This window comes from Clostridium transplantifaecale, from assembly GCF_900626075.1.
Classification (GTDB): domain Bacteria; phylum Bacillota; class Clostridia; order Lachnospirales; family Lachnospiraceae; genus Otoolea; species Otoolea transplantifaecalis.
In genome coordinates this window covers 784,843-811,388 of the sequence record NZ_UYZY01000002.1, presented here as the reverse complement: position 1 = coordinate 811,388, position 26,546 = coordinate 784,843, and the positions used below count along the sequence as shown (strand labels likewise).

The 26,546-nt window shown below is 48.2% G+C and carries 30 protein-coding genes; 8 read left to right on the top strand and 22 right to left on the bottom strand.

Annotation, left to right across the window (positions count from 1 at the left end; genetic code table 11):
- Position 1: 1 nt before the first annotated feature.
- The 16 genes from EJL91_RS25120 to EJL91_RS24890 all read right to left on the bottom strand — a co-directional run bounded on the left by EJL91_RS25120 (position 2) and on the right by EJL91_RS24890 (position 17,002).
- Positions 2-127 (bottom strand): hypothetical protein, encoded by a 126-nt coding sequence (locus tag EJL91_RS25120; protein WP_279230037.1) that lies wholly within the window; start codon positions 125-127, stop codon positions 2-4.
- A gap of 62 nt (positions 128-189) precedes the next feature.
- On the bottom strand, positions 190-1,347 hold the full coding sequence (locus EJL91_RS09385) for an iron-containing alcohol dehydrogenase family protein (protein ID WP_125141672.1): 1,158 nt from the start codon (positions 1,345-1,347) through the stop codon (positions 190-192).
- Between the two features lie 15 nt (positions 1,348-1,362).
- Positions 1,363-2,487: an NAD(P)/FAD-dependent oxidoreductase gene (locus tag EJL91_RS09380; RefSeq protein ID WP_125141671.1), complete on the bottom strand. Its 1,125-nt coding sequence runs from the start codon at positions 2,485-2,487 to the stop codon at positions 1,363-1,365.
- On the bottom strand, positions 2,477-2,821 hold the full coding sequence (locus EJL91_RS09375) for a (2Fe-2S)-binding protein (protein WP_125141670.1): 345 nt from the start codon (positions 2,819-2,821) through the stop codon (positions 2,477-2,479). The genes EJL91_RS09380 and EJL91_RS09375 overlap by 11 nt, the downstream gene beginning before the upstream one ends.
- Before the next feature lie 4 nt (positions 2,822-2,825).
- Positions 2,826-4,415, bottom strand: a complete 1,590-nt coding sequence (locus EJL91_RS09370) for an FAD-dependent oxidoreductase (protein ID WP_125141669.1) — start codon at positions 4,413-4,415, stop codon at positions 2,826-2,828.
- A gap of 5 nt (positions 4,416-4,420) precedes the next feature.
- A complete protein-coding gene (locus EJL91_RS09365; RefSeq protein WP_125141668.1) occupies positions 4,421-4,735 on the bottom strand; it encodes a (2Fe-2S)-binding protein in 315 nt (104 codons plus the stop codon).
- 99 nt (positions 4,736-4,834) lie between these two features.
- Positions 4,835-6,247, bottom strand: a complete 1,413-nt coding sequence (locus EJL91_RS09360) for a sodium/glutamate symporter (RefSeq protein ID WP_125141667.1) — start codon at positions 6,245-6,247, stop codon at positions 4,835-4,837.
- A 56-nt stretch (positions 6,248-6,303) separates the two neighbouring features.
- Positions 6,304-7,665, bottom strand: coding sequence for an acetyl-CoA hydrolase/transferase family protein (locus EJL91_RS09355; protein WP_125141666.1), 1,362 nt, complete (start codon positions 7,663-7,665; stop codon positions 6,304-6,306).
- On the bottom strand, positions 7,643-8,893 hold the full coding sequence (locus tag EJL91_RS09350; protein ID WP_125141665.1) for a thiolase family protein: 1,251 nt from the start codon (positions 8,891-8,893) through the stop codon (positions 7,643-7,645). Before EJL91_RS09350 ends, EJL91_RS09355 begins: the two co-directional genes overlap by 23 nt.
- Positions 8,894-8,924: 31 nt before the next feature.
- Complete coding sequence (locus tag EJL91_RS09345) at positions 8,925-9,692, bottom strand: enoyl-CoA hydratase/isomerase family protein (protein WP_125141664.1); 768 nt, start codon at positions 9,690-9,692, stop codon at positions 8,925-8,927.
- A gap of 2 nt (positions 9,693-9,694) precedes the next feature.
- Positions 9,695-10,570 (bottom strand): 3-hydroxyacyl-CoA dehydrogenase family protein, encoded by an 876-nt coding sequence (locus EJL91_RS09340; protein WP_125141663.1) that lies wholly within the window; start codon positions 10,568-10,570, stop codon positions 9,695-9,697.
- Positions 10,567-11,730: a 2-hydroxyacyl-CoA dehydratase subunit D gene (locus EJL91_RS09335; protein WP_125141662.1), complete on the bottom strand. Its 1,164-nt coding sequence runs from the start codon at positions 11,728-11,730 to the stop codon at positions 10,567-10,569. The genes EJL91_RS09340 and EJL91_RS09335 overlap by 4 nt, the downstream gene beginning before the upstream one ends.
- Positions 11,717-12,937 carry a 2-hydroxyacyl-CoA dehydratase subunit D gene (locus tag EJL91_RS09330; protein ID WP_125141661.1) on the bottom strand — a complete coding sequence of 407 codons (1,221 nt, stop codon included), beginning with the start codon at positions 12,935-12,937 and terminating at the stop codon, positions 11,717-11,719. Before EJL91_RS09330 ends, EJL91_RS09335 begins: the two co-directional genes overlap by 14 nt.
- A gap of 434 nt (positions 12,938-13,371) precedes the next feature.
- On the bottom strand, positions 13,372-15,105 hold the full coding sequence (locus tag EJL91_RS09325) for a sigma-54 interaction domain-containing protein (RefSeq protein WP_125141660.1): 1,734 nt from the start codon (positions 15,103-15,105) through the stop codon (positions 13,372-13,374).
- Positions 15,106-15,859: 754 nt separating this feature from the next.
- Entirely contained in the window at positions 15,860-16,825 is a 966-nt protein-coding gene (locus tag EJL91_RS09320) for an ISAs1 family transposase (protein ID WP_243125293.1), read from the bottom strand.
- Positions 16,826-17,002, bottom strand: coding sequence for a transposase family protein (locus tag EJL91_RS24890; protein WP_243125292.1), 177 nt, complete (start codon positions 17,000-17,002; stop codon positions 16,826-16,828).
- Positions 17,003-17,184: 182 nt separating this feature from the next.
- Here EJL91_RS24890 and EJL91_RS09315 point away from each other — a divergent pair, with 182 nt between their 5' ends.
- On the top strand, positions 17,185-17,778 hold the full coding sequence (locus EJL91_RS09315) for a tyrosine-type recombinase/integrase (protein WP_125141659.1): 594 nt from the start codon (positions 17,185-17,187) through the stop codon (positions 17,776-17,778).
- Here EJL91_RS09315 and EJL91_RS09310 read toward each other — a convergent pair.
- Together EJL91_RS09310 and EJL91_RS09305 are read right to left on the bottom strand one after the other, a co-directional pair.
- Entirely contained in the window at positions 17,775-18,056 is a 282-nt protein-coding gene (locus tag EJL91_RS09310; RefSeq protein WP_125141658.1) for a hypothetical protein, read from the bottom strand. The genes EJL91_RS09315 and EJL91_RS09310 overlap by 4 nt on opposite strands.
- 597 nt (positions 18,057-18,653) lie before the next feature.
- Entirely contained in the window at positions 18,654-18,992 is a 339-nt protein-coding gene (locus EJL91_RS09305) for a helix-turn-helix domain-containing protein (RefSeq protein ID WP_125141657.1), read from the bottom strand.
- A gap of 207 nt (positions 18,993-19,199) precedes the next feature.
- Between EJL91_RS09305 and EJL91_RS09300 the strand changes: the two genes are divergently transcribed.
- Both EJL91_RS09300 and EJL91_RS09295 read left to right on the top strand, forming a co-directional pair.
- Positions 19,200-19,589, top strand: coding sequence for a hypothetical protein (locus EJL91_RS09300; protein ID WP_125141656.1), 390 nt, complete (start codon positions 19,200-19,202; stop codon positions 19,587-19,589).
- Positions 19,582-19,905 (top strand): hypothetical protein, encoded by a 324-nt coding sequence (locus EJL91_RS09295; protein WP_125141655.1) that lies wholly within the window; start codon positions 19,582-19,584, stop codon positions 19,903-19,905. The genes EJL91_RS09300 and EJL91_RS09295 overlap by 8 nt, the downstream gene beginning before the upstream one ends.
- A gap of 377 nt (positions 19,906-20,282) precedes the next feature.
- On the opposite strand, the gene EJL91_RS09290 is transcribed toward EJL91_RS09295, so the two are convergent.
- The 4 genes from EJL91_RS09290 to EJL91_RS24540 form a co-directional block, all read right to left on the bottom strand.
- On the bottom strand, positions 20,283-20,525 hold the full coding sequence (locus EJL91_RS09290; RefSeq protein ID WP_125141654.1) for a hypothetical protein: 243 nt from the start codon (positions 20,523-20,525) through the stop codon (positions 20,283-20,285).
- Positions 20,526-21,020: 495 nt separating this feature from the next.
- The gene (locus tag EJL91_RS25115; protein ID WP_279230036.1) at positions 21,021-21,146 is read right to left on the bottom strand and encodes a hypothetical protein; all 126 of its coding nucleotides are present in this window, start codon (positions 21,144-21,146) and stop codon (positions 21,021-21,023) included.
- A gap of 434 nt (positions 21,147-21,580) precedes the next feature.
- The gene (locus EJL91_RS25110) at positions 21,581-21,706 is read right to left on the bottom strand and encodes a hypothetical protein (RefSeq protein WP_279230035.1); all 126 of its coding nucleotides are present in this window, start codon (positions 21,704-21,706) and stop codon (positions 21,581-21,583) included.
- 86 nt (positions 21,707-21,792) lie between these two features.
- Positions 21,793-21,933 (bottom strand): hypothetical protein, encoded by a 141-nt coding sequence (locus tag EJL91_RS24540; RefSeq protein WP_164516791.1) that lies wholly within the window; start codon positions 21,931-21,933, stop codon positions 21,793-21,795.
- Between the two features lie 151 nt (positions 21,934-22,084).
- Here EJL91_RS24540 and EJL91_RS09285 point away from each other — a divergent pair, with 151 nt between their 5' ends.
- The 5 genes from EJL91_RS09285 (at position 22,085) to EJL91_RS09265 (ending at position 26,539) form a co-directional block, all read left to right on the top strand.
- Positions 22,085-22,447 carry a hypothetical protein gene (locus EJL91_RS09285; RefSeq protein ID WP_125141653.1) on the top strand — a complete coding sequence of 121 codons (363 nt, stop codon included), beginning with the start codon at positions 22,085-22,087 and terminating at the stop codon, positions 22,445-22,447.
- Between the two features lie 334 nt (positions 22,448-22,781).
- Complete coding sequence (locus EJL91_RS09280; protein ID WP_125141652.1) at positions 22,782-23,096, top strand: hypothetical protein; 315 nt, start codon at positions 22,782-22,784, stop codon at positions 23,094-23,096.
- Between the two features lie 347 nt (positions 23,097-23,443).
- Positions 23,444-25,189 carry a hypothetical protein gene (locus EJL91_RS09275; RefSeq protein ID WP_125141651.1) on the top strand — a complete coding sequence of 582 codons (1,746 nt, stop codon included), beginning with the start codon at positions 23,444-23,446 and terminating at the stop codon, positions 25,187-25,189.
- A gap of 11 nt (positions 25,190-25,200) precedes the next feature.
- The gene (locus tag EJL91_RS09270; protein ID WP_125141650.1) at positions 25,201-25,467 is read left to right on the top strand and encodes a hypothetical protein; all 267 of its coding nucleotides are present in this window, start codon (positions 25,201-25,203) and stop codon (positions 25,465-25,467) included.
- A 145-nt stretch (positions 25,468-25,612) separates the two neighbouring features.
- Positions 25,613-26,539, top strand: a complete 927-nt coding sequence (locus EJL91_RS09265) for a zonular occludens toxin domain-containing protein (protein WP_125141649.1) — start codon at positions 25,613-25,615, stop codon at positions 26,537-26,539.
- The last annotated feature ends 7 nt before the right edge of the window (positions 26,540-26,546 follow it).

The window sequence follows — 26,546 nt, the reverse complement described above, 5'->3', positions numbered from 1 at the left end:
CTTAGACGTCGTTTTTTGGCGTCTTAGCATCCGCTGCGCGCTTCACAAGCGAGAGCGTGTCCCCGCAGGAATTTTTTTCTCCGGATTCCCCCTCGCCACACTCTTCAAACCGGGACTGAAGACTCATATACACCCTCCCACTCCCCCGTCCGCCGTCTTACAGAGGCGTCCTCACATCTCAATTAAACCCTAAAAAGCCTTCTCAAGAATCGCATATATATCCTCTTCCTTTAAAGGCACCGGATTCAACGGCATCAGCCGGTATTCCATGCCTCCCTTCACAATCTCCGGAAACATTTCCCTCGTCACCTTTACTTCGTGCAGCGTTGCAGGCAGTCTCAGCTCCCTGATCATACGGTGAATTGCCTCCACGCAGCATCCTGCCGCCTGATGCACTGTCAATCCCTCCGTTCTCTCCCCAAGAAGCGCGGCAATCTGTGCATACCGTTCCATATTGCCCGGCAGGTTCGCCTCGCAGACAAACGGCAGGAGCAGAGCATTGCCGATACCGTGGGAGACGTGGGCGACTCCGCCCATAGCCTGGGAAATTCCGTGGACCGCACCCAGCCCGGCGTTCACAAAGGACGCAGCGGCCATCACGCTTGCAAGGGCCATACCCGACCTGGCCTCCATACAGTCCGGCCGGTATGTTGCGGTTCTGATATTTTCGGCTATCAGACGGATGGCGGCAAGAGCCAGCGCATCCGACAAAGGCTCCGCATTCCTGGAAACATACGCCTCTATGGCATGCGTCAACGCATCCATACCCGTAGACGCCGTTATAACAGGAGGCATATCCTTATGCATCATGGGATCGATTACCGCGGCCAGCGGAATCAGCCATTCGTGGGTAATAGACAGCTTAATTCCCCTCTCCGGATCAGAAATTACGCTGGATGCCGTCACTTCGCTGCCGCTCCCCGCCGTTGTAGGAACGCAGACCAGTGGAAGGGGACGTTTTTCCACTGTGCGGGTACCACCAAACAGATACTCTTTTACGGAACCTTCATTCGTGCACAGCATACACATTGCCTTGGCGCTGTCTATGGCGCTGCCTCCGCCCACTGCAACGGCCATTTGGCAGCCGCTTTCCCTCATGACGGCAGCCGCCCTGTCCACCGCGTCCACCGGCGGTTCCGGCTCCGTTTCATCGTAAACCACGGTCTGTATTGCCTTTTCTTTCAGGCCTGCCTCAATTGCGGCAAATCCCTTTGTCTTTCCAATTACCCGGTCCGTTACCAGAATAACCCTGGTTGCCCCGTAACGGCGTGCCAGGTCTGATAAGTCCCCGCTGATCCCCTCCCCAAAAAAGATTTTGACAGGCAGGTTAAATGTAAATTCTTTCATCGTGTTCCCTCCGTTCTATTTGGCCGGCAGAAAACGGTTATATCTGAGTTCACTCAAATCAAGAGCGCTTTTTCCGCCGGCAATTAGGTTCGCAAGTTCCATTCCCGCTGCCGGGGCAATGCCGAAACCGTGTCCCGAAAAGCCGCAGGCCGTATAAAGTCCCGGCACTTCCTCAATCGGACCGATCACCGGAATGCCGTCGGAGCTCTCATCCTTCCATCCGGCCCAAACGCGCACCACTTTCAATTCCTTCAGCATGGGAAAATAACGCAGGACGCCGCGGCAGATTACAGGCGGGGTCATGCTGGTAGCCATTGTCTCCTTCTGAAAATCAAAGTAGTTGCCGAAACCTGCACCGCCGCCAAAGACAAAGGAACCATGCTTCGTCTGATGGCCGTAGAAATCCGAAGTAGCCACGCCCAGCATTTCGTCAAACATGTAAGGCATCTCCTCCGTCACAAGACTTTCCAAAAGCTTTTTGCGCATTGGGATATCGATTCCTACCGAATTAAGAATCTCCCTGCTCTCAAACCCGCTTGCAACAATCACCTGCTCCGCCCCATATTCATTGCTTTTTGTAACTACGCCGGATATTTTCCCTCTTTCCTTTTTAAGAGAAACAACTTCTTCCCCGGTAATAAACCTGGCCCCCATCTCCCTGGCCTTTTTATAATATCCAAGTGTAGTCAGGAGCGGATTTGCATGTCCATCCGACGGGCACCAGCTGGATCCAATCACCTCATCGGACATGAAGGGATTAATTTTTCTCGTTTCCTCCCCTGACAGCATAGTCATCTCAAGTCCCAGCGCCCGGCACTTTACAGCTGTTTTTTCCAATGTGGCCATGTGCTCCTTCGTCTTGGCAAGCCGCAGGTTCCCTTTCTGCTTATATTCGATATCAATCCCCAATTCCTCGGAAAGGCCGGGCCAGATATGCTGTACGGCGTACATTGCCATCGGAAGTTCCCTGGGATCTCTGGCCGACTGGCGGACGCCTCCGGCATTGCGGCTGGAGCCTCCGTGTCCGATTTCTTTTTTCTCAAGAACAATGGGTTTGATGCCCTGTTTACAGAGATAATAGGCCGCGGAACAGCCCACCAGGCCGCTTCCGACTATTACCACTTGTGCATTATGCTTCATACTCCGCCTCCTGTTCAATTACCTCGTTTCCGTATACGCCCATTTCAGTCGGCCTCACCGGACTCCTAGCCGTATTCATTTCCAGATCCCTCGGTCTTATCCCGAGTTCCCGCGCTACAATGGACTGCACCAGTTTTCCGCAGGTCTGCCCCTGGCAAAGTCCCATTCCGGTCCGCAGATACCGTCTAACCTCATTCAATGTGCGCATGCCGTCGTGAACCGCCTGCCGGATTTCACCTTTTGTCACTTCCTCACACCGGCAGACAATGACATCGTCATCCGGCTGTGGAATCAATTCCCCTAAATCGATTGAACGATCCATGATAGTTTCCATCCTGCTACACCTCCTCAAATTCGATAAACCTGGCCGTGCCTGCAAATTCCTTTGGAACCAGCATCGTAACCAGATTCGTATGATCCATCACCTTTACGGCCCTGACCTCCGACACCACAGCCGGGCACAGCTTATTCCCACTCCTTCCAAGAGCTGTTCCCACCGCGCCCTTCTCCGGAAGCGGTAAAAATTCATAAGGAATTGTGATACTGGCATGAACATCGTCATAATCTTCGTCAACCAGGAAAATTGCCTGGCCGGAACAGTTGGCGACACACATTCCGCATCCCACGCATTTGACATCCTTCTTCACCTCCGGCAGCGATGTAATGGTCTCTCCCACCTTGATACACCCAATCCTGCAGGCATCCTGGCACGGATTGCAGGGAATATTCTGCGTGCATTCAATAACCGGATGAATCCCGGAGGTTTTATAGGACGCGCCGGGAAATTCCGTTATTTCAGAATCATCTACGTATCCCTTCGACAACAGGCATGAAGAAAGCGGATACCCCTCATCCGTCTCTGTAAGATCTGTCCGTCCCTTATTGGCATGGCTGAACATCCCCTGGCGGAGCTGGTAAAGGGAGCCGTTGGCCTCCTCGAATTTTCTGCTCATCCTGTCTTTGTCCATGTAGCCGCTTCTCTCGGCCGCCGCAAGCCCCGCTATTCTTCCCTGTATCATCGCAGAGCTGGCCTCCTCAATTCCCGCCACATCACCGGCCGCAAAGATACCGGGAATTGAGGTTTCACCGTACTCGTTACATACCGGTACAATTCCTCCGCTTCCGGGATCATCCACCGTCTCACAGCCCACCATGCGGACGAGCTGGGACATCGGGGACAGGCCCACGGCTATACAGATTGTATCCACTTCCAGGTGTTTCTCCGTTCCCGGCACCGTCTGCCACTTGTCATCCACTTCCGCTATCACGGCTCCCGTCACATGGTCATCCCCCTGTGCCTCAACGATCGTGTGGGAAAGATAAAATGGCACGCCGGTTCTGGCCAGTTTTGCCGCATGGACACCATATCCGCCGATTCTCTTTGCCGCATCGATGATTCCCACTACCCTGCATCCCGCCTGAAGAAGCTGGAAGCTGACGACCAGACCCACGTTGCCGGAACCAACCATCAGAATCCGTTCTCCCGGTTTGACGCCGTGAAGGTTCATCATCGTCTGGGCAGCCCCGGCCCCGATGACTCCCGGCAGCGTCCAGCCGCGGAATGTAACCATGTTCTCCGCCGCTCCCGCCGCTACAATAATGTTGTCTCCTTTATAATGAACAATCTGTCCGTCACGCATGACACAGACTTCTTTTTCCCTGTAAAGGCCGATTACAGTGGCGTTTAAAACCACTTCCACCCCCGCTTCCTCCGCCTGTGCAAGCAATTCCTCCCCAATTACAAAGCCCCTCGTTTTTGCCTTGTGCTCTTTCGAGCCGAAAAACTTGTGGATCTGTTTAAAAAGCTGGCCGCCGGGACGGGCATTCTCGTCAAACACGACCACCTGCATGTTCTGTTTAGCCGCCTCGATCGCGGCGGAGAGTCCGGCAGGACCGGCTCCAATTACAATTAATTCATATCTCTTCATAATTTTTACTCCTCCGGTTTCGCTGAGACGCCGTACTGTGTCTGTACTTTCATTCCTTCTTCCAGTGGAGTCACACACGTACGGGTATTCGGTTTTCCGTCCACGATCATGACACAGTCCGTACATCTTCCGATAGCACAGAAGATTCCGCGCGGTTTATGCTTTTTTGACGTATATCTGTGAATTTGGATTCCCGCGGCCTTAAGCGCCATTGCAATAGGCTCACCCTCATAACCGTTTATTTTTTTGCCGTCAAATTCAAATTCTACCATCCGGCCTTTCTCTATTTTTCCAATGATCGGATGCGTTTCAATTCTCATGTCTGTTCCTCCTGTAACTTAAAACTGTTCCTTTATTTTCCCATGACAGATGCCGCCGGATGCGGGTAATAATCCCCCTGCATCCGGCAGCACACCCTGCTAAGCCTCCGCGCTTTCCTGATCCCGCTCGTCAGCGCTGTAATTCACAATTGCCTTTCTCTCGGATAATGGAATTTTTATATACCACCACTTCATTACCATTGCCGCGATGATAAGGCCGAAGAACATGGCGGCAAAGATTCCTATAAACAGCCAGTGCTGGCCGCCCATCAGCATTGCGGGGCCTGCCGCCCATACAAAGGTTTCCACCGGAGTGAGAAACGGTGTGGTAAATGCCGTATCATTCAGCGTCTTGGATTCATTTTCCGGGTCCACAATGCGCAGAAGAAGGAAACCGATTGCAAACACGCCGGTTGCATATCCGTACACAAAGATGGAGCGTTCAAACCAGCTGTCGCGGTTCATGGCCGGCCCTAAAATACGCAGAATAAACCATACAATAAAGATACCTAACAGCATCAGTACCAGAAGCGGTCCCGCATATTTCACAATAATCGGTATCTTGATTCCGGCAACGCCGAAAAATACAAGGTAGTCGGTGCATGTTCCGCTGATGCGCGTATTAACGCGTTTGTCAATATATTTATAGATTCCGCTGTCTGTCCTTCCTCCGGCCACACAGAAGAAAAGCAGGGCCAGAATAAACGCACAGGCGTAGTTTGGAATATTGACGGCAAAATAACTTTTTACCAGCTTGCTGCACAGGTAACCGAGTCCCGTGGGAACCATCAGAAGGCTTAAGTGCCAGCACAGGGGATCCAGGGCAATTGAGGAAACCGTATCTTTTCCCATCACTTCCTGGTTCTCCCTGCTGACCATTCCTGTTTTTAAATCACCGCTCAGATAGGCAAAGCTCTTTATGTACTGGGTATATCCCTTTGCCGTCGCCCACTTGATAAAAATCAGGCCTCCGAACACGCCTGCCAGAATGCCGACCGTTGCCGATGTCATCGCAAGATCCGGGGCGTCGGCAAAGCCCAGTTCGGCCATGGTTGTACCGACCGCGGCTGCCGTTCCGTGTCCGCCTAAAAAGCCTGCCGCCAGAAGCAGTCCGAAGCCATAGTTAATGTCCGGCCAGATTTTGGAGATAACCAGCACGCCCACCAGTGCGGGCAGCCACCATTGGAGAGCGCTCTGCGCCCCCTTGTACAAGCCGTATCCCACCACGCGTTCCGCTTCTCTCTTTAAAACGCCCTTGTTGATCGTAAATCCATTGATTCCGATAGCGGCGAAAATCACGATCATCAGAACACTGGTATAAGACCCCATGGAGTCGGAAAACGGCAGAATATTAAGCATTTCCTGACCCGCAAACAGTCCCAGGAAACCTGCCATCAGGCTGGACGGAATAAAATACTTCTGGATAAATGGCACCTTGGCGCGTATAAGCTGTCCAATCAAGATTAAAAAGGATGCCAATGCGAAATCTGTTAAAACTGTGTAAACTGTCATATCTTTTACCCCCTGTAATAGATTTGCCGATGAATAATGATACTAAATGCTCTTCCTTATGCCAAAACTCTGCTGCTTGTTCTGCTGATACCCATTCGCAGCGCCTCTTCAGCCAGCTCCTCCCTGAAATCAGGATGTGCGATGGATATCAGAAGCTCCGCTCTTTCATAGGTGGTCTTTCCCTTTAAATTGACCGCTCCATACTCGGTCACTACGTAATGAACCGCGCTTCTCGGCACCGATACAATACTGCCTTCCGGAAGTCTCGCCCGGATCAGGGATTCTTTCTTTCCATCCTTTGATATCCGGACCGACGGCGTACATAAAAAGCTCTGTCCACCCTTCGAGTGGAAGGCTCCCAGCACATAGTCCAGCTGTCCCCCCGTGCCGCCGATATGCTGCCATCCGGATGACTCGGAGTTGACCTGGCCGAAGAGATCCACCTGCAGGCAGCTGTTGATGGATACCATCCGATCGATGCTCCCGATTACCCCTATGTCGTTGACGTAGTCAACCGGAGCCACGCATGTAATAGGATTGTTGTCGATAAACTCGAACAGCTCCCTGCTGCCGCTGGCAAAGGTGTAGACCATTTTTCCTTTATCAATGTTTTTGCTACTGGTAATTTTGCCGGCCTGATAGAGCTTTAAATAAGCCTCCACAAACATTTCCGTATGGACGCTCAGGTCCTCCACATCCGAATCGGCCAGCATAGCTCCGATGGTGTTCGGGATCCCACCGATTCCGAGCTGCAGCGTGCTTCCGCTTTTTATATGAGGCACGATGTGTTCCGCAATTTTCAGTTCCACTTCCGTCGCAGGTTTCGCTTCCAGGTAGTTTAACGGATAGCCTCTGCCCTCCACCACGTAATCAATCCGGCTCAGATTAATCACATTCTGCATCCCGTGGTTGACCGGCATATCTTTGTTTACTTCCACAATCACGGTTTTTGCTTTTTTTAAAATTCCCCAATACTCCGCGATTTGCGGCCCTAAATTAAAATTTCCGTAGTCATCCATCGGAGCCACCTGAAACATGGCCACATCAATTCCGCCGTCCACATTTTCGGCAAACAGCTTCGGATTTTCACGGAACTGCACCGGGACAAACCAGCATACCCCCTCCTTGTTCATCTTCCTGTCCAATGCGCTGAAATGAGTATTGCAGTAGTGAAAATGCTCCGCCCCGGGATCCGCCTGTAAAATGGCCGGTATATATCCGTTTCCCCATATCGTGGCATAGACTGTGACATCCGTAAGCTCCTCCGTCCTCAGGGCCAGCGCCTGGTCAAGCTCCCGCACAATTCCGCCAAACAGCCCGTAGTGGACGCGATCTCCCGATTTGACGGCTCTCACCGCCTCCTCTGCCGTCACAAGCTTTTCCCGGTAACGGATGTTAAGCTCGCTCATCTTGTACATTTGAAAACTCCTCCTGCTCTTCATTTTTAAGCGGCTCGGGATTTTCATTTTTCAGTGCCTCAAGAACCACCGCTGTTCCCATGCCGCCCCCGGCACAGGCCGACGCCAGGCCGTAACGTTTCTTTTCCCGTAGAAGTTCATAGACGAGTGACGTGATAATCCGTGTGCCCGTGGCTCCCACCGGATGGCCCAGTGATATTCCGCTGCCATTTACGTTGGTGATATCACGGTTCAGCTTAAGCTCCTTCTCGCAGGCCAGATACTGAGCCGCAAATGCCTCATTGATCTCCACCCGTTCCATATCCTGAAGCGTTAGTCCGGCTTTCCCAAGCGCTTTTGTCACGGCTCCGACAGGCCCGATTCCCATAATGTCGGGCTCCACCCCGACCGTCGCCGTGGAGAGGACGCGGGCCAGAATTGGGAGGCCTAATTCTTTTGCTTTCTCTTCGGATGCCAGGATAAGACCGGAGGAGGCGTCGTTCATTCCCGACGCATTACCCGCCGTTACAGTCCCCCCTTCCTTGAAGGAGGCCCGGAGTGAAGAAAGGCCTTCCAGGGATGCATCCCTCTTTGGATATTCATCCTGCTCCACCAGAACCGTCTTCTTTTTTCCTTTTACCTCGATGGGGATAATCTCAGCCTGGAACCTCCCTTCATCAATAGCACAGCACGCCCTCTGCTGGCTGAGCAGAGCCAGTTCGTCCTGCTCCCCGCGGGTGATGCCATACCGCTCCGCCAGGTTTTCCGCGGTAATACCCATGGCAGGCCCAACTCCCAGGTTGGTAAGGGAATCCCACATAGAATCACGGATTTCAAAGTTGCCGAGTTTCTTTCCCCAGCGCGCGCCTTCAACAATATGCGGGGCATTACTCATCACTTCGGTGCCTCCGGCCATGATAAAGTCCGCCTCACCGGCCATAATCTGATAAAATCCGAGCTGCACCGAGGACATCGACGATGTACAGTTGCGGTGTACCGTAATTCCCGGCACCGTGACCGGAAGTCCGGCCTTCACCGCGGCCACCCTGGCCAGGTTGTTCTCCTTATACGTCTTTTGGTAGTTGCATCCCCAGATCACATCGTCAAGCAGTGCCGCATCCAGGCCGCTCCTCTTAATCAGGGCCTGCATCACCGGGATTGTCAAATCCAGCGCTCCCAGGTTCCTGAAGGCTCCCCCCAACGCTCCGATCGGTGTTCTGCACGCCGACACAATTACTACACTTCTCATGTCTTCCTCCCCTCTCTTATCTCGTTTTCTTTTAATACCGGAATTCCGGCGCCCTCTTCTCGAGAAAAGCGTTCATTCCCTCTTTCTGATCAGGCCCCGCAAACAACGCGGCCCAGTTCTTCCGTTCCCGGTCCGACGTCTTCCCAGGATCCGGCTCCCGCAGGTTTTCTTCTATCGTCTGTTTGGCCGCCGCCAATGCCGCCCCGGATTTGGCGCTTAAACATTCTGCCAGTTTTTCCACCGCATCACAGAAGCAGTCCCGGCTTTCCACCCGGTTCACAAGGCCGATATCCAGAGCCTCTTTCGCCGTGATTTGCTTTCCCAGATAAATCAGTTCTTTTGCCTTTGCCTCTCCGATAAGCTGCGGCAGACGGAAGGTTCCTCCGGCTCCCGGCATGATTCCCAGCGTAATTTCCGGAAATCCCATCCTTGCATCCGCACAGGCAATACGGAAGTCACAGGCCAGGGCCAGCTCCATGCCGCCGCCCAGGGCATATCCCTCAATGGCCGCCACCGTTGGGATTTTCATCCCGGCCAGCTTGTCGAATGTGCTGCCAAAAGAGAAGTTTAACGCCTCACCGGGAGTCAAATCCGCCATCTCCCTGATATCGGCTCCCGATGCGAAATTTTTTCTGCTCTTTATCACCAGAACTTTGACATCCCGGTCTGCCGCCGCACTGTCGAGAGCTTTGTCAAGCTCGTCCACCACCCGCCTTGACAGCGCATTATATGCCTCCGGCCGGTCAATTGACAGCCAGGCGATGTGTTTTCTTATCTCCAGCCTGATAAACCGTCCCATTCTCAACTGTCCTCCTTACTGGCACCATAGCGGTAAAAACCTTTGCCCGTCTTTCTGCCGTACTCCCCCTTTGCAAAATGCTCCACGATTGCAGCGGACGGTTTATCCGCCGGATCTCCGGTCATCTTGTAACGTTCCATCAAAACGTGGTATTCCAGATCGATTCCCGTCATATCCAGCAGTTCCAGCGGTCCGAGCGGGTGGTTCAGCCCTTTTCTTACCGCCAGATCAATATCCTCCGCCGATGCGATATCCTGATCCAGCAGATAGCACGCTTCCTTTGTCACGGCGCTGAATATGCGGTTTACTACAAACCCGTAAATCTCTTTTTTCACCAACACCGGAGTTTTCTTAATCGAAACCGCAAATTCCATCACGGTGTCGATTGTCTCCCCGGACGCATGCGGCCCCTTTACAATCTCAACAAGCTGCATTACAAGTGCCGGATTGAAAAAATGGAAGTTTACAACCTTATCCGGTCTCTGAACCGCGTCTGCAAACAGAGAGCTCACGATATAGGAGCTGTTGCTTGCATAGATTGTATGCTCCGGCGTATAGCGGTCGATCGAGCCCAGAACTTGTTTTTTAATTTCCAGGATATCGGGAACCGCCTCGATCACCAGATCGGCTCCCACCCCCGCATTCTCCAGGCAGTCGGTAAATACCAGCCGGCTCTGTGCCTCTGCCGCGGTCTCCTGTGCCATTTTTCCTTTTAAAACTCTGGAGGCAAACCAATCGCACGCGAACTTTTCGGCCTTTTGGATCATATCCCTGTTTAAATCATAATTTTTTACCTGGTATCCGCACAGAGCGGCCTGCATGGCAATCTGGTTTCCCATCGTGCCGCATCCAATCACAGTTACATTGTTAATTCTCATTTCACACCTCCCTGCTGCTCCCGCTTTTCATTTAATACTTCCACAAACCCCTCTATTCTTGTCTCGACGCTTTCCGCGGAGCTCATTGACTGTTCCAGCTCGAGATACAGGTAGGGGATCCCCTCCCGTTCCAGCTCCTTTTTATAGACGGGGAAATCAAACTCCTCCGGTTCACAGAATTTCATCATGGCAATCAGAACCCCGTCCGCCTGCGTCTGTCTTACCAGTTCAATCAGGCGGCCTCCCCTGCTTTTTTGCTGTTCACAGAGGAACGGATCACCCCTTTGTGCCAGAAACCGCGCGGCCATCCTTTGCAGAATGGTTCCCTCCCCTGTTCCCGGAATGCGGAAGCTTCTGGACTCCTGGGACAAATCATCTGCCGCAATGCAGAGCCCGTTTTTCTCCACCGCGCTGATAACCGCATCCGGTTCCAGCATCAGACCGGTTGCCACTACCCGGATCAAATTCCCGGCAGACGGCGCTGCTCTTTGGCGGAGCTTCTCATTGACAGCGTCCAGTGTCTCACTGTAATCCGTTTTATCCATGAAATAGTATGCTTTCAAAACCTTGTGCCTGGCACCGATGCCAATCACGTCCGGGTGTAACGCCGCCAATGCGGTAAACTCCCTCCTCTTAGCCCTGCATGCCTCAAACCGGTTCCAGCTCTCCGCGAGTTCCTGTTCTTTGATTTTCCGTCCCGCCAGAAGCTCCAGCTTTCCCCTGATTCTCATCAGTTCGTTTTCCAGATACTCTGAAGAGACGGCGCTCTCCGTATTCTGCGGGTAGACCATAGGGAAAACGGGAATATGCGGTATGGCCGCTTTCCAGTTCTCACAGACACACTTGAGAGTATCACAAAATGTGGGAATCAGGACGGCCGAGAGCATGTCATACGTTCCGTTCAGGGCCTGGGACATATTTGCCTTCATGACGGAGCAGCAGAAGGGCTGAAGATACTGCCCCACGCGCGGCGTCTCTTCCCCGCCTCCCCACATTCCGACCGGGAGGAAACCCGCGGCGTCCACAAGCTCATCCGGCGTGTAGACAGGAAAACAGCCCACTGCCTTTCTCCCGCTCATTTCCATGGCACACAAAACGGCCTCCTTCGGATGATCGGCTGCCCGGCACAGCTTATTAATCAATTGTTCAAGCTCCCCCATTCTGCACACCTCTTTTCCTCTTCTCTTCTATAGTCTCTGCCAGGGACTGAATCCTGGTCTCAAACTGTGCCAGGGAAAAAGCCCTTGGATCCGTCTGATCGCCGTCAAAAACCACCGCAGCCACTCCGGTGCGTTCCACTACCCGGCGCTCCACTTCAAACTGTCTGAAATCCATCAGCTTACAGCTTCTGTTGGAATGGAAGATCAGGCCGTCCACCGAAAATTCTTTCACCAGTTCCGACAGGTTGTCCACTCCAAAATCCAGATTCCGGTTAACATAATTCGAACTGTAGGCACGGGCCATTCCGTCTAAGTCCCCGGCTTCGTACAGGATGGTCCAGGAATCCGGGTACGTGGACGCCACTAAGTTGATGCCGTATTTCTTGAGTGTCTTATAGGTGGATGAGAGATACGGCCAGCATGCGATTCCATCCCACAAGATCCTGATCTTTTCTTCCTGGTCCTTCCACGGCCCCAGTCCAGCCGCCTGTTTCTCCTCCAGTTCCTTTACCCACAGTTTAAAAAGCTCCAGTCCCTCTTTCCGGCCCCGCATACAGACAATGACCGCCATATAGTTGAATAAATCAAACCCATTTAAGGGGGACGGTTTCGCCCTGGCTATCAGCGAAGCTTTCTTCCACCATCTGGCCGTCTCTGATGATATTTTCATAATTTCGTGGAATCTGTCATAGTCAAAACTCTTCTTCGTAAGCTGTTCCAGTTTCCGGATGGCATCCGTAAGCTGGCCTTTTATATAACGCACGTTTTGTTCCGTCACCTCATATTCATGGTTGAACGGAAGGTCGAATATAATCATCGGGATATTCAATTCCCTTGCAATATTCTCATACCATTTCAGCACTGTATTACATATATTGTTGCAGCAGAAGATCAGATCCGGCAGTGGGATGTCACCCGCCGGGCTGCTGAGAACCTCCATGTAACCCAGGTTCACCCGTGCATAGGAACAAATATCCACTGAGTATCCGTTGGCCTCAGAGTGTTCAAGCAAATCCAGCGCACATTTCCTGGCTCCGATAGCCGCCGCGTGGTTTTCCGGGTAGACTACGGCAATATCCATAGTCTCTAACAGCTCCTGCGGTGATATGGAAGTTGCCCAGGCTACAAGCCGCCCCTGCTGTTTTGCTTCCATCGCGTTTTGATAATGCTGTTCCAAAAGCTGATTCAGCATTTCTTTTGACGTCATACTGTAAACTCCTTTCCCTTTTCTGCTTTACTTAAAAGCAATTTCCGTGCCATTTGTTTTATTTTCGGTGCCGGAATCTACAATTTTTGATAAATTATTTTTGTTTTCTGCTTTTTATTCGTTTATTCGCCTTAAATACTCCTTAAAATAGAGTCTCATCAGGATAAAACGAAACATAAAAAATGGATTGTAGGCCTGTTTTGATTAAAATATTTATAAAAGACATGTACTAAACGAGAAAAAAGATAAAAAATGATGCCGTTTTGCATCTTTGATGCATTTTTGCATAAAGACGCCTAACGGCATACTGGTAATTAAAATTTCTATTCTGTTGTACGGTGTGTTACTGGGCACGCGCGAACAATAACTACGGTGTCTCTGCCCTGTTAACCGATACCTCTGTACTGCTGATGGAGTTTTCAGGCAAAGAGGCATTATAACTGGTATTTCTTCAGTTTACGGACTACTGTGGACTGGTTCACCTTTAAATAATCGGCAATCTGGCGGGTAGTGTGAAATTTTTCTTTTGCCTCTTTTAAAAGCTCCCGCTCCACCTCCCCTACCACCTCCTCCAGCGATACGCCTTCATAGCTGTTTTTCACCTTCTGCCTCCGGCAGTTCCACGGGATATCCTTGACCTGCAGATACTCGCCGTCCGAAAGTACAAACATGTTCTCTATCACATTTTTTAACTCCCTTATGTTGCCCGGCCAGGAATACTTCTGGAATTCATCAATGACCGGATAGGTCAGTTTCTTATTTTCCCCATACTGCCTGTTATAATGGTGGACGAATTTCAGGCAGAAAAGCGGAATCTCATCCTTCCGCTCACGGAGGGGAGGGATCCGGATATTTACCACATTGAGACGGTAATAGAGATCCTCGCGGAAGCTTCCGTTCTTAATCATCGCCGGAAGGTCCCGGTTCGTTGCGGCGATGATTCTCACGTTCAGGGGGAGCAGCTTCGTCCCCCCAAGGCGCATGATTTCCCGGTTCTCCAGCACCCGCAGCAGTTTAACCTGCAGACTCAGCGGTATCTCCGCAACCTCGTCGAGAAACAGCACGCCGCCGTCCGCCAGCTCGAAAAGACCTTTTTTCCCGCATTTGAGGGCGCCTGTAAAGGCTCCGCTTTCATAACCGAACAGCTCCGATTCCAGCAGATTTTCCGGGACTGCCCCGCAGTTAACCGCTACATAAGGTTTTGTGGAGCGCAGACCATTTTTATGAATGAATTTTGCCACCTCGTCCTTACCCACACCGGACTCCCCGGTAAGCAGAACGTTAGTGTTGAAATTCCCCAGTTTTTTAGCCAGGCGGAATACGTCCTGCATCTCCTGGTTGACGATGACCACATCGTCGGCTGTTTCACCTCTTTCCTCCTGCTGTTTCAGCCTCTGCATGTAGATCTCTTCCATCTTCTTGGCTGATTCCAGTTTCTCACTGAGAGCATAAATCTCCGATATATCCCTGGAATTTACAACAATTTTCCTGATATTATTCTGCCCGTCAAAAATCGGCGTACCCGTCACGATAATCGATTTCCCGTTTCTGGTCATATGCTGGAGAGAGACGGTTTCTTTCTTCTCCTGCACCATCCCTACCACCGACTGTTTCATCCATACAGGATTGACCAGATGCAGGATATTCCGCCCCAAAAGTTCCTCCCGCGTGATGCCCGTATTATGTACATATCCCTGGTTCACGATCTCCACATTCCCCTCGGCGTCCGTCACCAGAATTCCGTCAAAGGATGCCTCTATGATCTCCTGTAAATCCTGGAGCACATGCTTTTTGGCGTACTCCTCCATCTCGTTCTGAGACGGTTTTGCTCCCAAAAGCAGCAGAATCAGATAGGTCGGCCCGTCTTTTTCTTCCCCGCAGGCCCACCTGGACACGGTGACAAATACCTGCCGGCCCTGTATCTGATAGTGGAACGTCTTTTCTCCGTCCGGTTCCTCCGGCAGAAAAAATGACTTGCCAAGAAAGTGTTTTACCGATTGATGCGAAATTGCATCATCCTCGGCAGAAAGGATTTCTTTCGCGTAGTCATTATAGTAAATGATACGGTAATCTTTATCAATTAAAATCGTCCCGGTTAAAACATCGGTATCCGTCTTTGAAGACTTTTGCAATTCCCTGCTTTCGCTTTCACCTGATATAACATTCATGGGGGCCTCCTTCCCAAACTATTGTCCCTGTAACAAAGGCGCTTTCCCCATCCGGAGCCGAGTGTTTTATCGCCTTTTCGGTTCATTATACCATTTTCGTCTGGTTGTGAGAATATGATTTTTTTGTCCGGCTCTGGTTCTGCCGGAGCCTTTTTTATTGTACAAAAAAAAGCGCCGACCCCGCAGCTCTCTGTCTGCAAAACCAGCACTCTTCAGTGCGCCTTCAGGGACTCGAACCCTGGAGAAATAGATTAAGAGTCGTTTTGTCTTCGGGCAAATAGCCTATACATTTTGTATCTCAAAATATATAGGCTGCGGCGTGGATGGGTGTCCTGGAGAGCTGGTTTTGAGATACATTTTTCTTGACATTTTTTATGTTGTGGTATAATATGATCTTAGCTAGAAGGTTATTAAATGCATGTTGACACAAGTGAAGCCCCCCAGATGGCAGTCTGAGGGGCTTCTTTTTTTGGTTTTTTGGCTAACTGTCGTGCTTATTTCGGTCTAGCCATTTGCATATGTAGTAGCTAGCTACACTTGCCGCGATCGAAACTAAGAAGGTTATTAAATTCTGCATGTTCACACCTCCCTTCTGCTGGGAGTGCCGACAGCAATTTCATTATACTTCTATTGGTCGATTACGTCTATTCTAAATTTCTTTGTATCTCAAAAGACATCCGGATGCCAGGCTGCAGCTTTTTTCTTGAGATACATATCCAGTAATTGGTATATACTACGAATATCTACCATTTTTTTAACCAGTCCTGGAGGTTGATGATCTTTCCTGCTGGTTACGAAATTGTTCTGGATTCATGCTGATCACAAAGCGTTTCTTTTTCATTGATAGATTAGGGCGGAATATCTCGATTATTTTCAGGATGCTCAGGCTCCACTTCCGTATGATATTTAGATTCTGGGCCGCCTGTTTATCCAACGTCGTATTCGCGTCTTCGTGAAAGGTTACATCCAATTGCCAATGCATACTTTCTATACTCCAGTGTCCACGCACCGCTCGGCTGAACAGTTCGATTTCTGTTTTTAGGCTGCTTATATAATAGCGGTACTCTTTCTTTTCCTCTCCCCCTTCTGTCCGTATCGTTTTTTCTTCCATTCCGATACTTTTCAGTCCTTTCCACTCTTTCTTCTGCCCCAGCCAACCTATGGTCTCCGTTTGATAGTATTCACGGATCTCGATCTGGCTTCGCGCTTTCTCTATCGTCCGTTTATAATTCCCCGCGGCCCGTATCTTCCCTTTTTCTTCCTCATCTTTCAAATACAGGCTCACATCTTCATACAGATTTCCCTGGTTCCGTTTTAATGCAAGTACATAATCTGCACGCTTGTTCCTTATCTTTTCTGCGATTGAAGTTTGCGTCCCCATCGCGTCGATTGTTACCACCTGGCCTTTTATCTGGATCTTCTCCAACACCTGTGGTATCGCGGTGATTTCATTACTCTTTTCGTCTACCGCTTTCTGTCCCAGGCAGAACCCGTCTTCACGGCTCCAGGCCGATACGATATGGCTGGGCTTACCCTCTTTTCTTTTATTGGAACGCATGGTTTTTCCATCAATACAGATGATTTTTCTGAGTGCTTCCCCCTCATTCCGATTCAGCAGCTCCTGCCACTTCTGATAAAGTTGCTGCAGTACATCCAGGGATATCATCCCAAAGACACGGCAGAGGGTGTCATGAGACGGAACCCCGTTTTTCAATTCCACTTACTTTTTCAGGTAATCCTGATGATAGTGGGCAAAATACTCCATCTCCACCCAGTCATCCACGTTTGCCAGTGTGGCGAATAAGACAGTGACAAGAATGTCCTTTAATTTATGGCGTACTTTTCTTTCCTGGCGTATATTCTCAATACACTCCATCCAATCCAGCAGTTCGTTCATTGGCAAATCCTTCTTTTTTAATCATATCAGAAAAGGGGGATTTGTTCACATTTTATTTACTCATGCGTTTGTCGTGGTTTTAGGTGACTATTTATGACGCGTTAAGTGAGTTTTTAAAGTACGGCAGTTCTTATTGGGCACCTCGGACGCTATCATATTATCGTAAGAACATAGGATACTTTTTGCAGTATTATAGTACCCGATGCACTCCAGGACTTCCCGTCTGTGATTTATCAGAAACGATTTATGCAGAGTATGTTATTTATCTGCGTGCAAAGGAAAAGTATTCCGGCCATCCTTTACGCAGCTCTATGAATGTAAACGGTTGTATTAAGTCTAATACTGTGTGCACTTATTCCCGTGCTGTACGGACGTTTTTAAACTGGTTATACAAAAGTGGCTACGTTGCAAAACGGTTAACGGAAGATGTGAAACTTCCCCATAAGGATGATGATATGATTGTTCCGTTATTGGCCAAAGAGGTTTCCGCAATTGATGCTAAGTTTGACCGCACAACAAATAATGATCTCCGCAATCTATGTATATTACATTTGATGTTGGATGCTGGTCTTCGCTGCTGCGAAGTGATTGCCCTGACTCCTGGCGACTTGATATTTAATTCCCAGGCAATTACAATCAACCGTTCAAAGTACGATAAATCAAGAGTTGTCCCGATGGCTCCGCCGCTACTTTATATGCTTCAGGACTATGTAAAGGCATTCAAGCCTTCCGGAATCCTGTTTCGTAAAACGACTGAAAACAAAGGTATCACCTAGGTTGTAATACGAGCGCTATTTCTTCGAATCAAGCGCAATACAGGTATTTTCCAATGAATAGCACTTCGCTGTTCTTTGCTCTCGTAGTCCGTTGTTATTATCCCGGTGGCCTTATATGCAAAGGTATATAGTATTCCGTCAATCAGGTTTGGTATTATCATACCGATGATGGTTCCTATAATTTGTTCCTCTGGGCTGGGAAAGTTTGCCTTTATGGTAAATGTTAGAAGCAGCACTTGGTAAGCTCCCCAAAAGAAAAAGCTTTTGAATCGATTCATTCTCTCCTCCGTACAAAAAAAGCGCCGACCCCGCAGCTCTCTGTCTGCAAAACCAGCACTCTTCAGTGCGCCTTCAGGGACTCGAACCCTGGACAAATAGATTAAGAGTCGTTTTGTCTTCGGACAAGTAGACTATATATTTTGTATCTCAAAATAGTTCAGCTGCGGCGTGGATGGGTGTCCTGGAGAGCTGGTTTTGAGATACATTTTTCTTGACATTTTTTATGTTGTGGTATAATATGATCTTAGCTGGGAAAGCTATTAGATGCATTTTGTACAAAGCGAACCCCCGAGAGGCCAGTCTCGGGGGTTCTTTTTTGGTTAACTGTCGTGCTTATTTTCGATCTAACCATTTGCATATGTAGTAGCCAGCTACACTTGCCGCAATCGAAATTAGGAAAGCAATTAGATTTTGCATTTTGTACACCTCCCTTCTGCTGGGAGTGCCGACAGCAATTTCATTATACTTCTATTTGTCGATTACGTCTATTCTAAATTTCTTTGTATCTCAAAAGACATCCGGATGCCAGGCTGCAGCTTTTTTCTTGAGATACATATCCATTAATTGGTATATTCTACCAATATCTACCATTTTTTTTAACCAGTCCTGAAGCCTGATGATCTTTCCTCTTCCGGCTCTCCAACATCTAAAATTTTCCGTGCTGCTTCTTGCATGGCCGGTGTCGCTTTGCGGTAAGCATCTATAAGATTTTGTTCTTCTCGGCTCCATCCCTGGTATTCTTTACCTGTAATCAAGAATTCTATGGACATATTTAAAAGTTCGCAAATTTGCACTATATATTCTGCTGGTGGATTCGTCCCTCTGTTTTTCCAAGAGCTTACAACAGTCTTATTTATGTTTAAATGCTTTGCTAAATCTGACATTTTTATGTTTTTCTGCTCCATCTGTTCGAACATTCGTTTATTTATATCCATATTTCCCCTCAAATAAAGTATGCAAAATTGCACTTATCCCATTGACAAGTACGCAAAATTGCACTATAATTAATAATAGGTAGACAAGTAGACTCAGTTATTAATATAACATTTTACCATATCTCTAAGTCTATTGTAAATCGAAAATGTCGTAATGTAAAACGGTGTGTGATTGGCTCTTATACCGGTCACAGATAGGAGGGAAATATGACAAAAGGATTTTTGACGAAAGCAAATGTAAAGCAGATTATCAAGTATTCGTGGGGTGTTGGGAAGTTTAGCGAATGGCAGTATGAATACATCGGAACAGATGTAATCTATTTATCTTACGTAGGTTCCCAGAACTGTGACTGCACCATGGAATTACGTCCTACCCATGTGGATGGCATTGTTACATGTCAGTTAAATTTCATCCGCGAAGGACGCTGTTATCCGGCTGTTGATTACACCGGTGAAATTAAAAAATCTGTCTGGTACCGCTCTTCAGACATTTCATTGACAAAAGAGATTTATGAATATTCCGGATTCTCCTATGGCGATTTAAATCAATCCGGTGCGTTTCATGAGGCTCTGAGCCGGGTGCATGCTTATGTGTAATGCACCGAAAAAAGTATCTAAGTCCATCCGCCTGACGGAAGACTTATACAAGTACATTGACAACTATCGCGGGGAAGGATTTAATGAGAAATTTGAGAACGTGATTCTGGATGCCAGAGACAGCGAGCAGAAACGCCGTATACGCCTGGGCGTGCTCCAAAAGGACTATGATGGACTTTACGCGAAGTATGTAACACTACAGCAGTCTTTCGCAAAATTAAACAGTATCCATCGTAATGCTGTAAATGTGCATCGAATGCTTTATGAACTTTCTGGTGAGTGCAAAGAATTCTTGCATCCTGCAGAATCAGATTAGGGGGGCGGCTATGTTTTTGGCTTGGTATATTCTGGGATTTATCCCCTCAGTGTATTTTATGTTGAAGATTTTGCGGAACATGCTGGATTATGAATCCTACCTTGGTATCCGTAAATTACTTTTCGTTTCCGTATTGGTTTCCCTGTGTTTATTATATTACATTTGCAGATATGAAATGACTTGCGATGTTATTCCAGAAGTATTTTCTGGTGTGCTGACAGCCTTTTGGGTGAAACCCGTATAAGAGCGGATTCTATCCCGGCCGATGTCAGAATCACGCCGAAAGTATCTCTGATAACTATATACCGATGGCGCGTAGTAAAAGCGGCGTCATGCAGTAACAAATGGCTAATATACCTGATACGCTTAATACCAGTTCAATTAGCCAAAACAAGATATTCCATATCTTGTCCATGGCTCTCCCTCCTCTCTATTTGATTTGTTTCCAACTTTATTATAGCAGAATCGGGAGAGCCGTTCAATGAAGCAATTTCTTTTTTCCAGTGAGCCGGTTCCTGGGGCTGGATATGGGCATCCAGCTGCGAGAGAGGGAGCCGCGCTCGCCGCCAGGGTGCTTTGGCTTTTATCTCCTTCTTTCGGCCAGGATGCACCTTGGCCATTGAGATCCCCCCGGCGTAAGTCAAGGGAACCGTGGAATAGCGCAGCGTAGCGAGCATATGCCGCGAAAGTCCCTTGACTTACCCGATCCCCATAAGCTGCCCCTGCAAGGGGCAAGACAGAGACTTGCCCCTTTTGCCTCGGCGGCGAGCGCGGCTCCCCTTGAGGGGCTGGGGGACTATCCGGGTCCAGGGGCTGGCTCCTGGTCAGGGGTTTGGGGGAGAATCCCCCATGTTACTCTGGCCTGCGGCTGCTTTCCGGGTGGGTATATCCCGTACGGCTCCCCTTGTATATCCTGGAAAGCTGCCAATGCTCAAATGGTATTAATCCGTACCGGGCATAAATTTAGGCAAAAAATTCAGGCCTTTGCCTGAACATGAAATACCTTATGGTTGCTGCAGTTCTGCTTTTTCTGGTGTGTCGACAGCTCCTGGACAGAATCCGTATAATAGCGGAAAAAGTTCGGCCAACGTCAGACAAATCAAAAGCAAGGCTGATTACATAAACCGATTACCGATGATGTATAAAACAGTAATCATCATGCAGTAACAAGCGGCTATGCAGATCGCATCTCCCCGTGCAATCTCAACCAACCTGAACAGGATATCCCATATCTTGTCCATGGCTCTCCCTCCTCTATATTTGATTTTGTGGTGATTTCATTATAGTAGTATCGGGAGAGTCGTTCAATAAAGCAATTTTTTTTTCCAGTGAGTCGGTTCCTGGGGCTGGGGTGCTATCCGGGTTCAGGGGCTGGCTCCTGGTCAGGGGGGTGGAGGAGAATCCCCCATGTTACTCTGGCCTGCAGCTGCTTTCCAGGTAGGTATATCCCGTACGGCTCCCCCTGTATGTCCTGGAAAGCAGCCAATGCCCAAATGGTGTAAATCCGTACCGGGCATAAATTTAGGCAAAAAAATTCAGGCCTTTGCCTGAACATGAAATACCTTATGGTTGCTGCAGTTCTGCTTTTTCTGGTGTGTCGACAGCTCCTGGACAGAATCCGTATAATAGCGGAAAAAGTTCGAGCTAACGTCAGGCAAACCAAAAGCAAGGCTGATTACATAAACCGATTACCGATGATGTATAAAACAGTAATCATCATGCAGTAACAAGCGGCTATGCAGATCGCACCTCCCAGTGCAATCTCAACCAGCCCGAACAGGATATTCCATATCTTGTTCACGGCTCCCCTCCTCTCATTAATTTTTGTTGTCAGCTTTATTATAGCAGTTCAGGGGAGCCAATTCAATCGCAATCCTCCTTGTGGGGTTAATCTATCATAACATTAGGTGCATCGGCTCTTATGTCGGTGCCAGTAAAAACTATTATGCAGTAACAAGCGCCTATGTAGAGCACAACTTCGAGTGTGATCTCAGCAAAGCAGAGCAGGATATTCCATATCTTGTTCACGGCTCCCCTCCTCTCTATATGTTTTTGTGCTGATTACATTATAGCAGTTCAGGGGAGCCAATTTAATCGCAATCCTCCTTGTAGGGTTGATATACCATAACATTATGTGCATTGGCTCTTATGTCGGTGCGAGTAAGAAAGAGAGGTTATTATGAAACAGCAAATTATTTTGCTTTACGCTGGCCAGTACGCCATTGTTGACGAGAAGACCGGGGCTATTAATCAGGGTGTCACTTGTAACTATTATTTTAACGTAAATTTATCCGCTGAAGATAATACGAATGGTACCAAAGGTACACGGCCAGCAAAGAGTTCCTGTGATTACAATCTGATGAACAAGATTGTTAAAGCCCCTGGCCTGTACGATGCCGAATTTTCGATGAACATCGGCTCTGATGGTAAACCAGTGCTTAAAATCTGTGACCTGGAATTCATCTCGGAAATTGTCATGCAGCCGGTTCCCCAGGTAGGCGCCGCCCCTGTGGCCGGAGCTGAGAAACAGAAAGCTGGCTGATAGCTGCCGGAAATGGAGGCAAGAAAATTGTCTGATACCCCCCCAGCATTACTCTTCATACGGAATTACGTCTGCGCTGGAAGAAGAATCTTACCAGGCGGCAGAACGAGAAGCATTTTTTAACAGTAACTTTGACGATGAAGCGGATGAAATCTCCTCTTATACTTTAACGGATGCAGACGCTGCTTTAATTGTCCATCAATTGGAGGTGACTAACGGCTTGCTTGGTACGCAAAACGCAATACTAATCATATTTGCCATCTTTGGCGTGATGCATTTTATCATGCGGCTGATTAATCATAATATATTCAACTACATTTAAGGAGGTTTTTGTATGACAAAACGTTTTGACAGCTTAGTGGACACCATGAGACAGCACGCAACCGAGTTTAAGATTTCAAGTTCTATCGCCCTGATGACGGCAGTCCCATCCCTCACTGCATTTGCATCGGAGCCGTCTTCCGGAGCCAGTTCCGCATTGGAAGGTGATGTATGGACTGCGATAACGGATGCATTCGGCAGCTTAGCAGTCACAGCAAGCCAGGTAATGGCGATCGCCGTCGTGACCGGGTGCGGAATCATCGCGATGACAACCGCCGCAAAGTATGCGATGAAGAAAATCAAAGGTATGCTGAGCCAGGCGGCCTGACACTGCTTGCAAAGGGGAAGGGTTAAGCCCTTCCTTTTTTGTACCCAAAAACAGGTGTGTATCTCAAAATGTCTCGAGTTAGCCTGGTTCTGCAGAAAAAATGAGATACAGAATATTTATCGGCGTAGGCCGGGAAAGGAAATATATGGATAAGCAAAAGCTTGAACGATTATATGAGTTGTTAGAACGGGCAGAAAAAGAGAATGACATAGAAGCGGCTGCGGCGCTTCGTTGGGCGATTTTTAGTCTGGAAAATAGTAGATAATCAAACATTAGATCTTGTATCTCATTTTTCGGGGTGATGCCAGGCTGCAGCGAAGATTTTGAGATACAAGGAAAGGAGTAAGATGGGAACGAAACGATCCTTTAGAAAATTTTTGTCATTGTGTTGTGCTGTCTTTATTTTTTCCTCGACCATGATTACATCCCTTTATGTGCGGCCGATGGAAGTTTATGCCGCATCGGTCGCTTTGGAATTTGGTGAGGGGTTCCTGTCCCTTGTCGCTGATGTGTTATTTAGCTTCGGTTGTAAGTTTTCTAAGTATGCGAATGCAGCTGCCGCGGCTGTATCGTTTACTGATTTCACGGAAAAACGGCGTGTGGAAATTTTAGCAGAAGCAGCGGAAAATCCAGATTACTTGAAAGAACAGTTGCGTTTCGGTTATAAGGCGAAAGATGATACCAGGGATAAAGAGGTTGTTATTACAAAAGAAAAAATGGTATCGGCTGCGGACTGGGTGGATACCCATAAAGCGGATGATAAGATTGATAGTCTGTCTGATTTACCGGAGGAGTTTGTGCAGGCGGCTCAGGCGTTTGCTGTCTCAGAACTTAACATAAGTGCGTTGGACGGTACTGCACTTATAACTATAAAATATCTTTCTGCCGTTCAATGGTTTAATGCGCAGCCAGCGTTAAAGCTGGATGGTTATTCTCGAGATGGTAGATACCATTTTTGGTCATCAGCTAAAGTATGGGTTTCAGACTGGGGTTCTTCATCTAAATGTTATTTTTATGCGATGCCAGGGACAGTGATTAATAGATATGATGCTTATAATGGTACTACTAACACTGCTACTTTTTCTAGTGCTCAGGATAATGGGATATGTGCAATTCGGTTTTGGGCTCAGGATAGTTCTTTTCCTTACCCCGCTTCGTTAGATGCTTTTAGAGATGCATTAGGTTACGATGGTGACATTCCTAATCTTGCTTTTCCGTATAATTTTAATGCTGCTTCTTTTTCATTTCCATTTAATTTTGCATACACTTCTGCTCCCTCTGTTGACGTATCGTATGTTGGCGCTGGTGCTGTTGCATGGGATGGAACGGCGGATATAGCAACGACAATTGATAACCAAAATGCGGCATCCAGTCAGGAGGAATATGTCGGTAAAACGCTTACTGCATCAGGTGAGGTTGTAGTTCCTACTGAGGCCCCGACCGAGTCTGAAGGTAGCGGTGAAAGCGGTGGTGATATCAGCTTATCGGGTATTATCGATTGGTTGTCTAAAATCTACAATGGTGTAATCGCCCTCCCCAAAAATCTTGTATCTGCTTTTGATTCTGCGCTTGCTGGCCTTGGCACCAGAATTGACGGTATTCCGGCAGCTCTGGCGGATATTGGGGAACGGATAAGCACGATCCCTGATGACATTGGCAAAGAGCTTGCAAAGCTGGGGGACTGGTTGCAGACGATTCCCGGGACGCTGGCCGGAATTAATGATTCTGTCCTTGCAGTTCCGAAGGCCATCGGTGCTGAAATATCTGCTTTTTTTGCAATTGATACCGTCCAGATTAATAATTCATTTTCTGACATGACAGACGCCTTAAAGGCAAAACTTTCTGCCCTCAATCAGATTATCGATATCTTTGATAAAACGAATTATTCTTTTTCTGACACTCCCCCAATTATCCGAATGAAAACACCGGATGCATTAAAGTTCGCTATTCATGATGATGAAATGGTGATAATGGATTTAACGCAGTTTGCAGAACTTTTCTCCTGGTGCCGTACCATTTTAGCTGCCATGATGTGGGTTGCTTTTGGTAAATGGGTGATTGATCAATTCGATGTTAAGTTCCATGTTGGTTAGGGGGTGGAAATGTGACTGAAATTATTTGCAATGTCTTAAGTTTTTTCCGCGATCTGATCGTGAACCATTTTCCCGATATCAGCATAGGCTCCGGTAATCTTTCCAGTGTTGCCGATGCCTTTGAAACAATGATATCTTTCATCGCCCAGATTAATTTTCTAGTCCCCCTCCCTACGATGTTTACAATCCTGTCTCTTGTATATGGCTTGAAGATTGGAAAATTTGTTGTGTTTTTAGTTAACTGGGTAATTCGCCGGATTGCGGATATTATTCCATAAATGTATCTCAAAAACTTACGCTGCCGTTCCCGGCCAGAGCGGTCTCCGAAGAACCGTGAGATACAAATGTATCTCAAGAGTGACATGGCCGGATGCGGATGCACGCTGCAGCCAAACTGTTTTGAGATACAAAAGGAGGGTTAAATTGTTTAAAAAGAAAAGTTCTAAGAAGAAAAGAGAGCCTGTCTCCGCCCCTATTCTTGAACGGAAAGCGGCTTATCTTAAGCGGGAAGTGAAATCCAGCAAACGTTATCAGCGTCATTTAAAGAACTGGTACCGGAAGAACCGGCGTGACCTATGTTTTAAACTTCGGCTCCGGAAACAGATACGTTTCCTGGTCGGTTTGAAAATCAAGCCGAAAATATTAAGCACGATCCGATGGGTGATCGTTGATTTTCTCCGTGCAAAGCCCCGGAAATTTTGGGGTATTTATCAGTTTGTTGCACTCCCAGGGGAAGGGAAAACCTTATCTATGGTGGCACATATGGAACGGGTGCGTAAGGAACTGGGGGCTGACCATGTTTACATTGCAACAAATTTTTGCTATACCCATGAAAATATGTCCATTGATCACTGGACGGATATGATTACAGCCAGCCGGTATGCAAATGATCATCATATGCATTCCGTTATCGCCTTGGATGAAATACATACAACCTTTGACGCCAGTGATTGGAAGAGCTTTCCTCCGGAGCTGTTAGCCCTGCTGAGTTTTAACCGGAAATATGGTATGCAGTTTTTGTGCAGCAGCCAGATTTATGACCGAATCCCGAAGAAGGTGCGTGATATTGCAAATTATACGGTTATCTGTAAGAACACGCTTGGGCTTGACCGTCATTTTATGAATTATTATTTTTCAAAGTCCGACTATGAAGACAAATTCTCCGGCAAGCGCAAACGTGCTGAATTTATCCGGACATATGTAGCGGGCGATGATCTTTATGCATTGTATGATACGCTGCGCCAGGTTGACCGGATGACAGCAAAAGCAACTGAAGAACAGGATAAGCGGCAGGCAGCAATTGAATTGTTGTTCGGACGGTCGGACGAAGCCGAAAGCGGAGCCGGTTGAGCGGTGC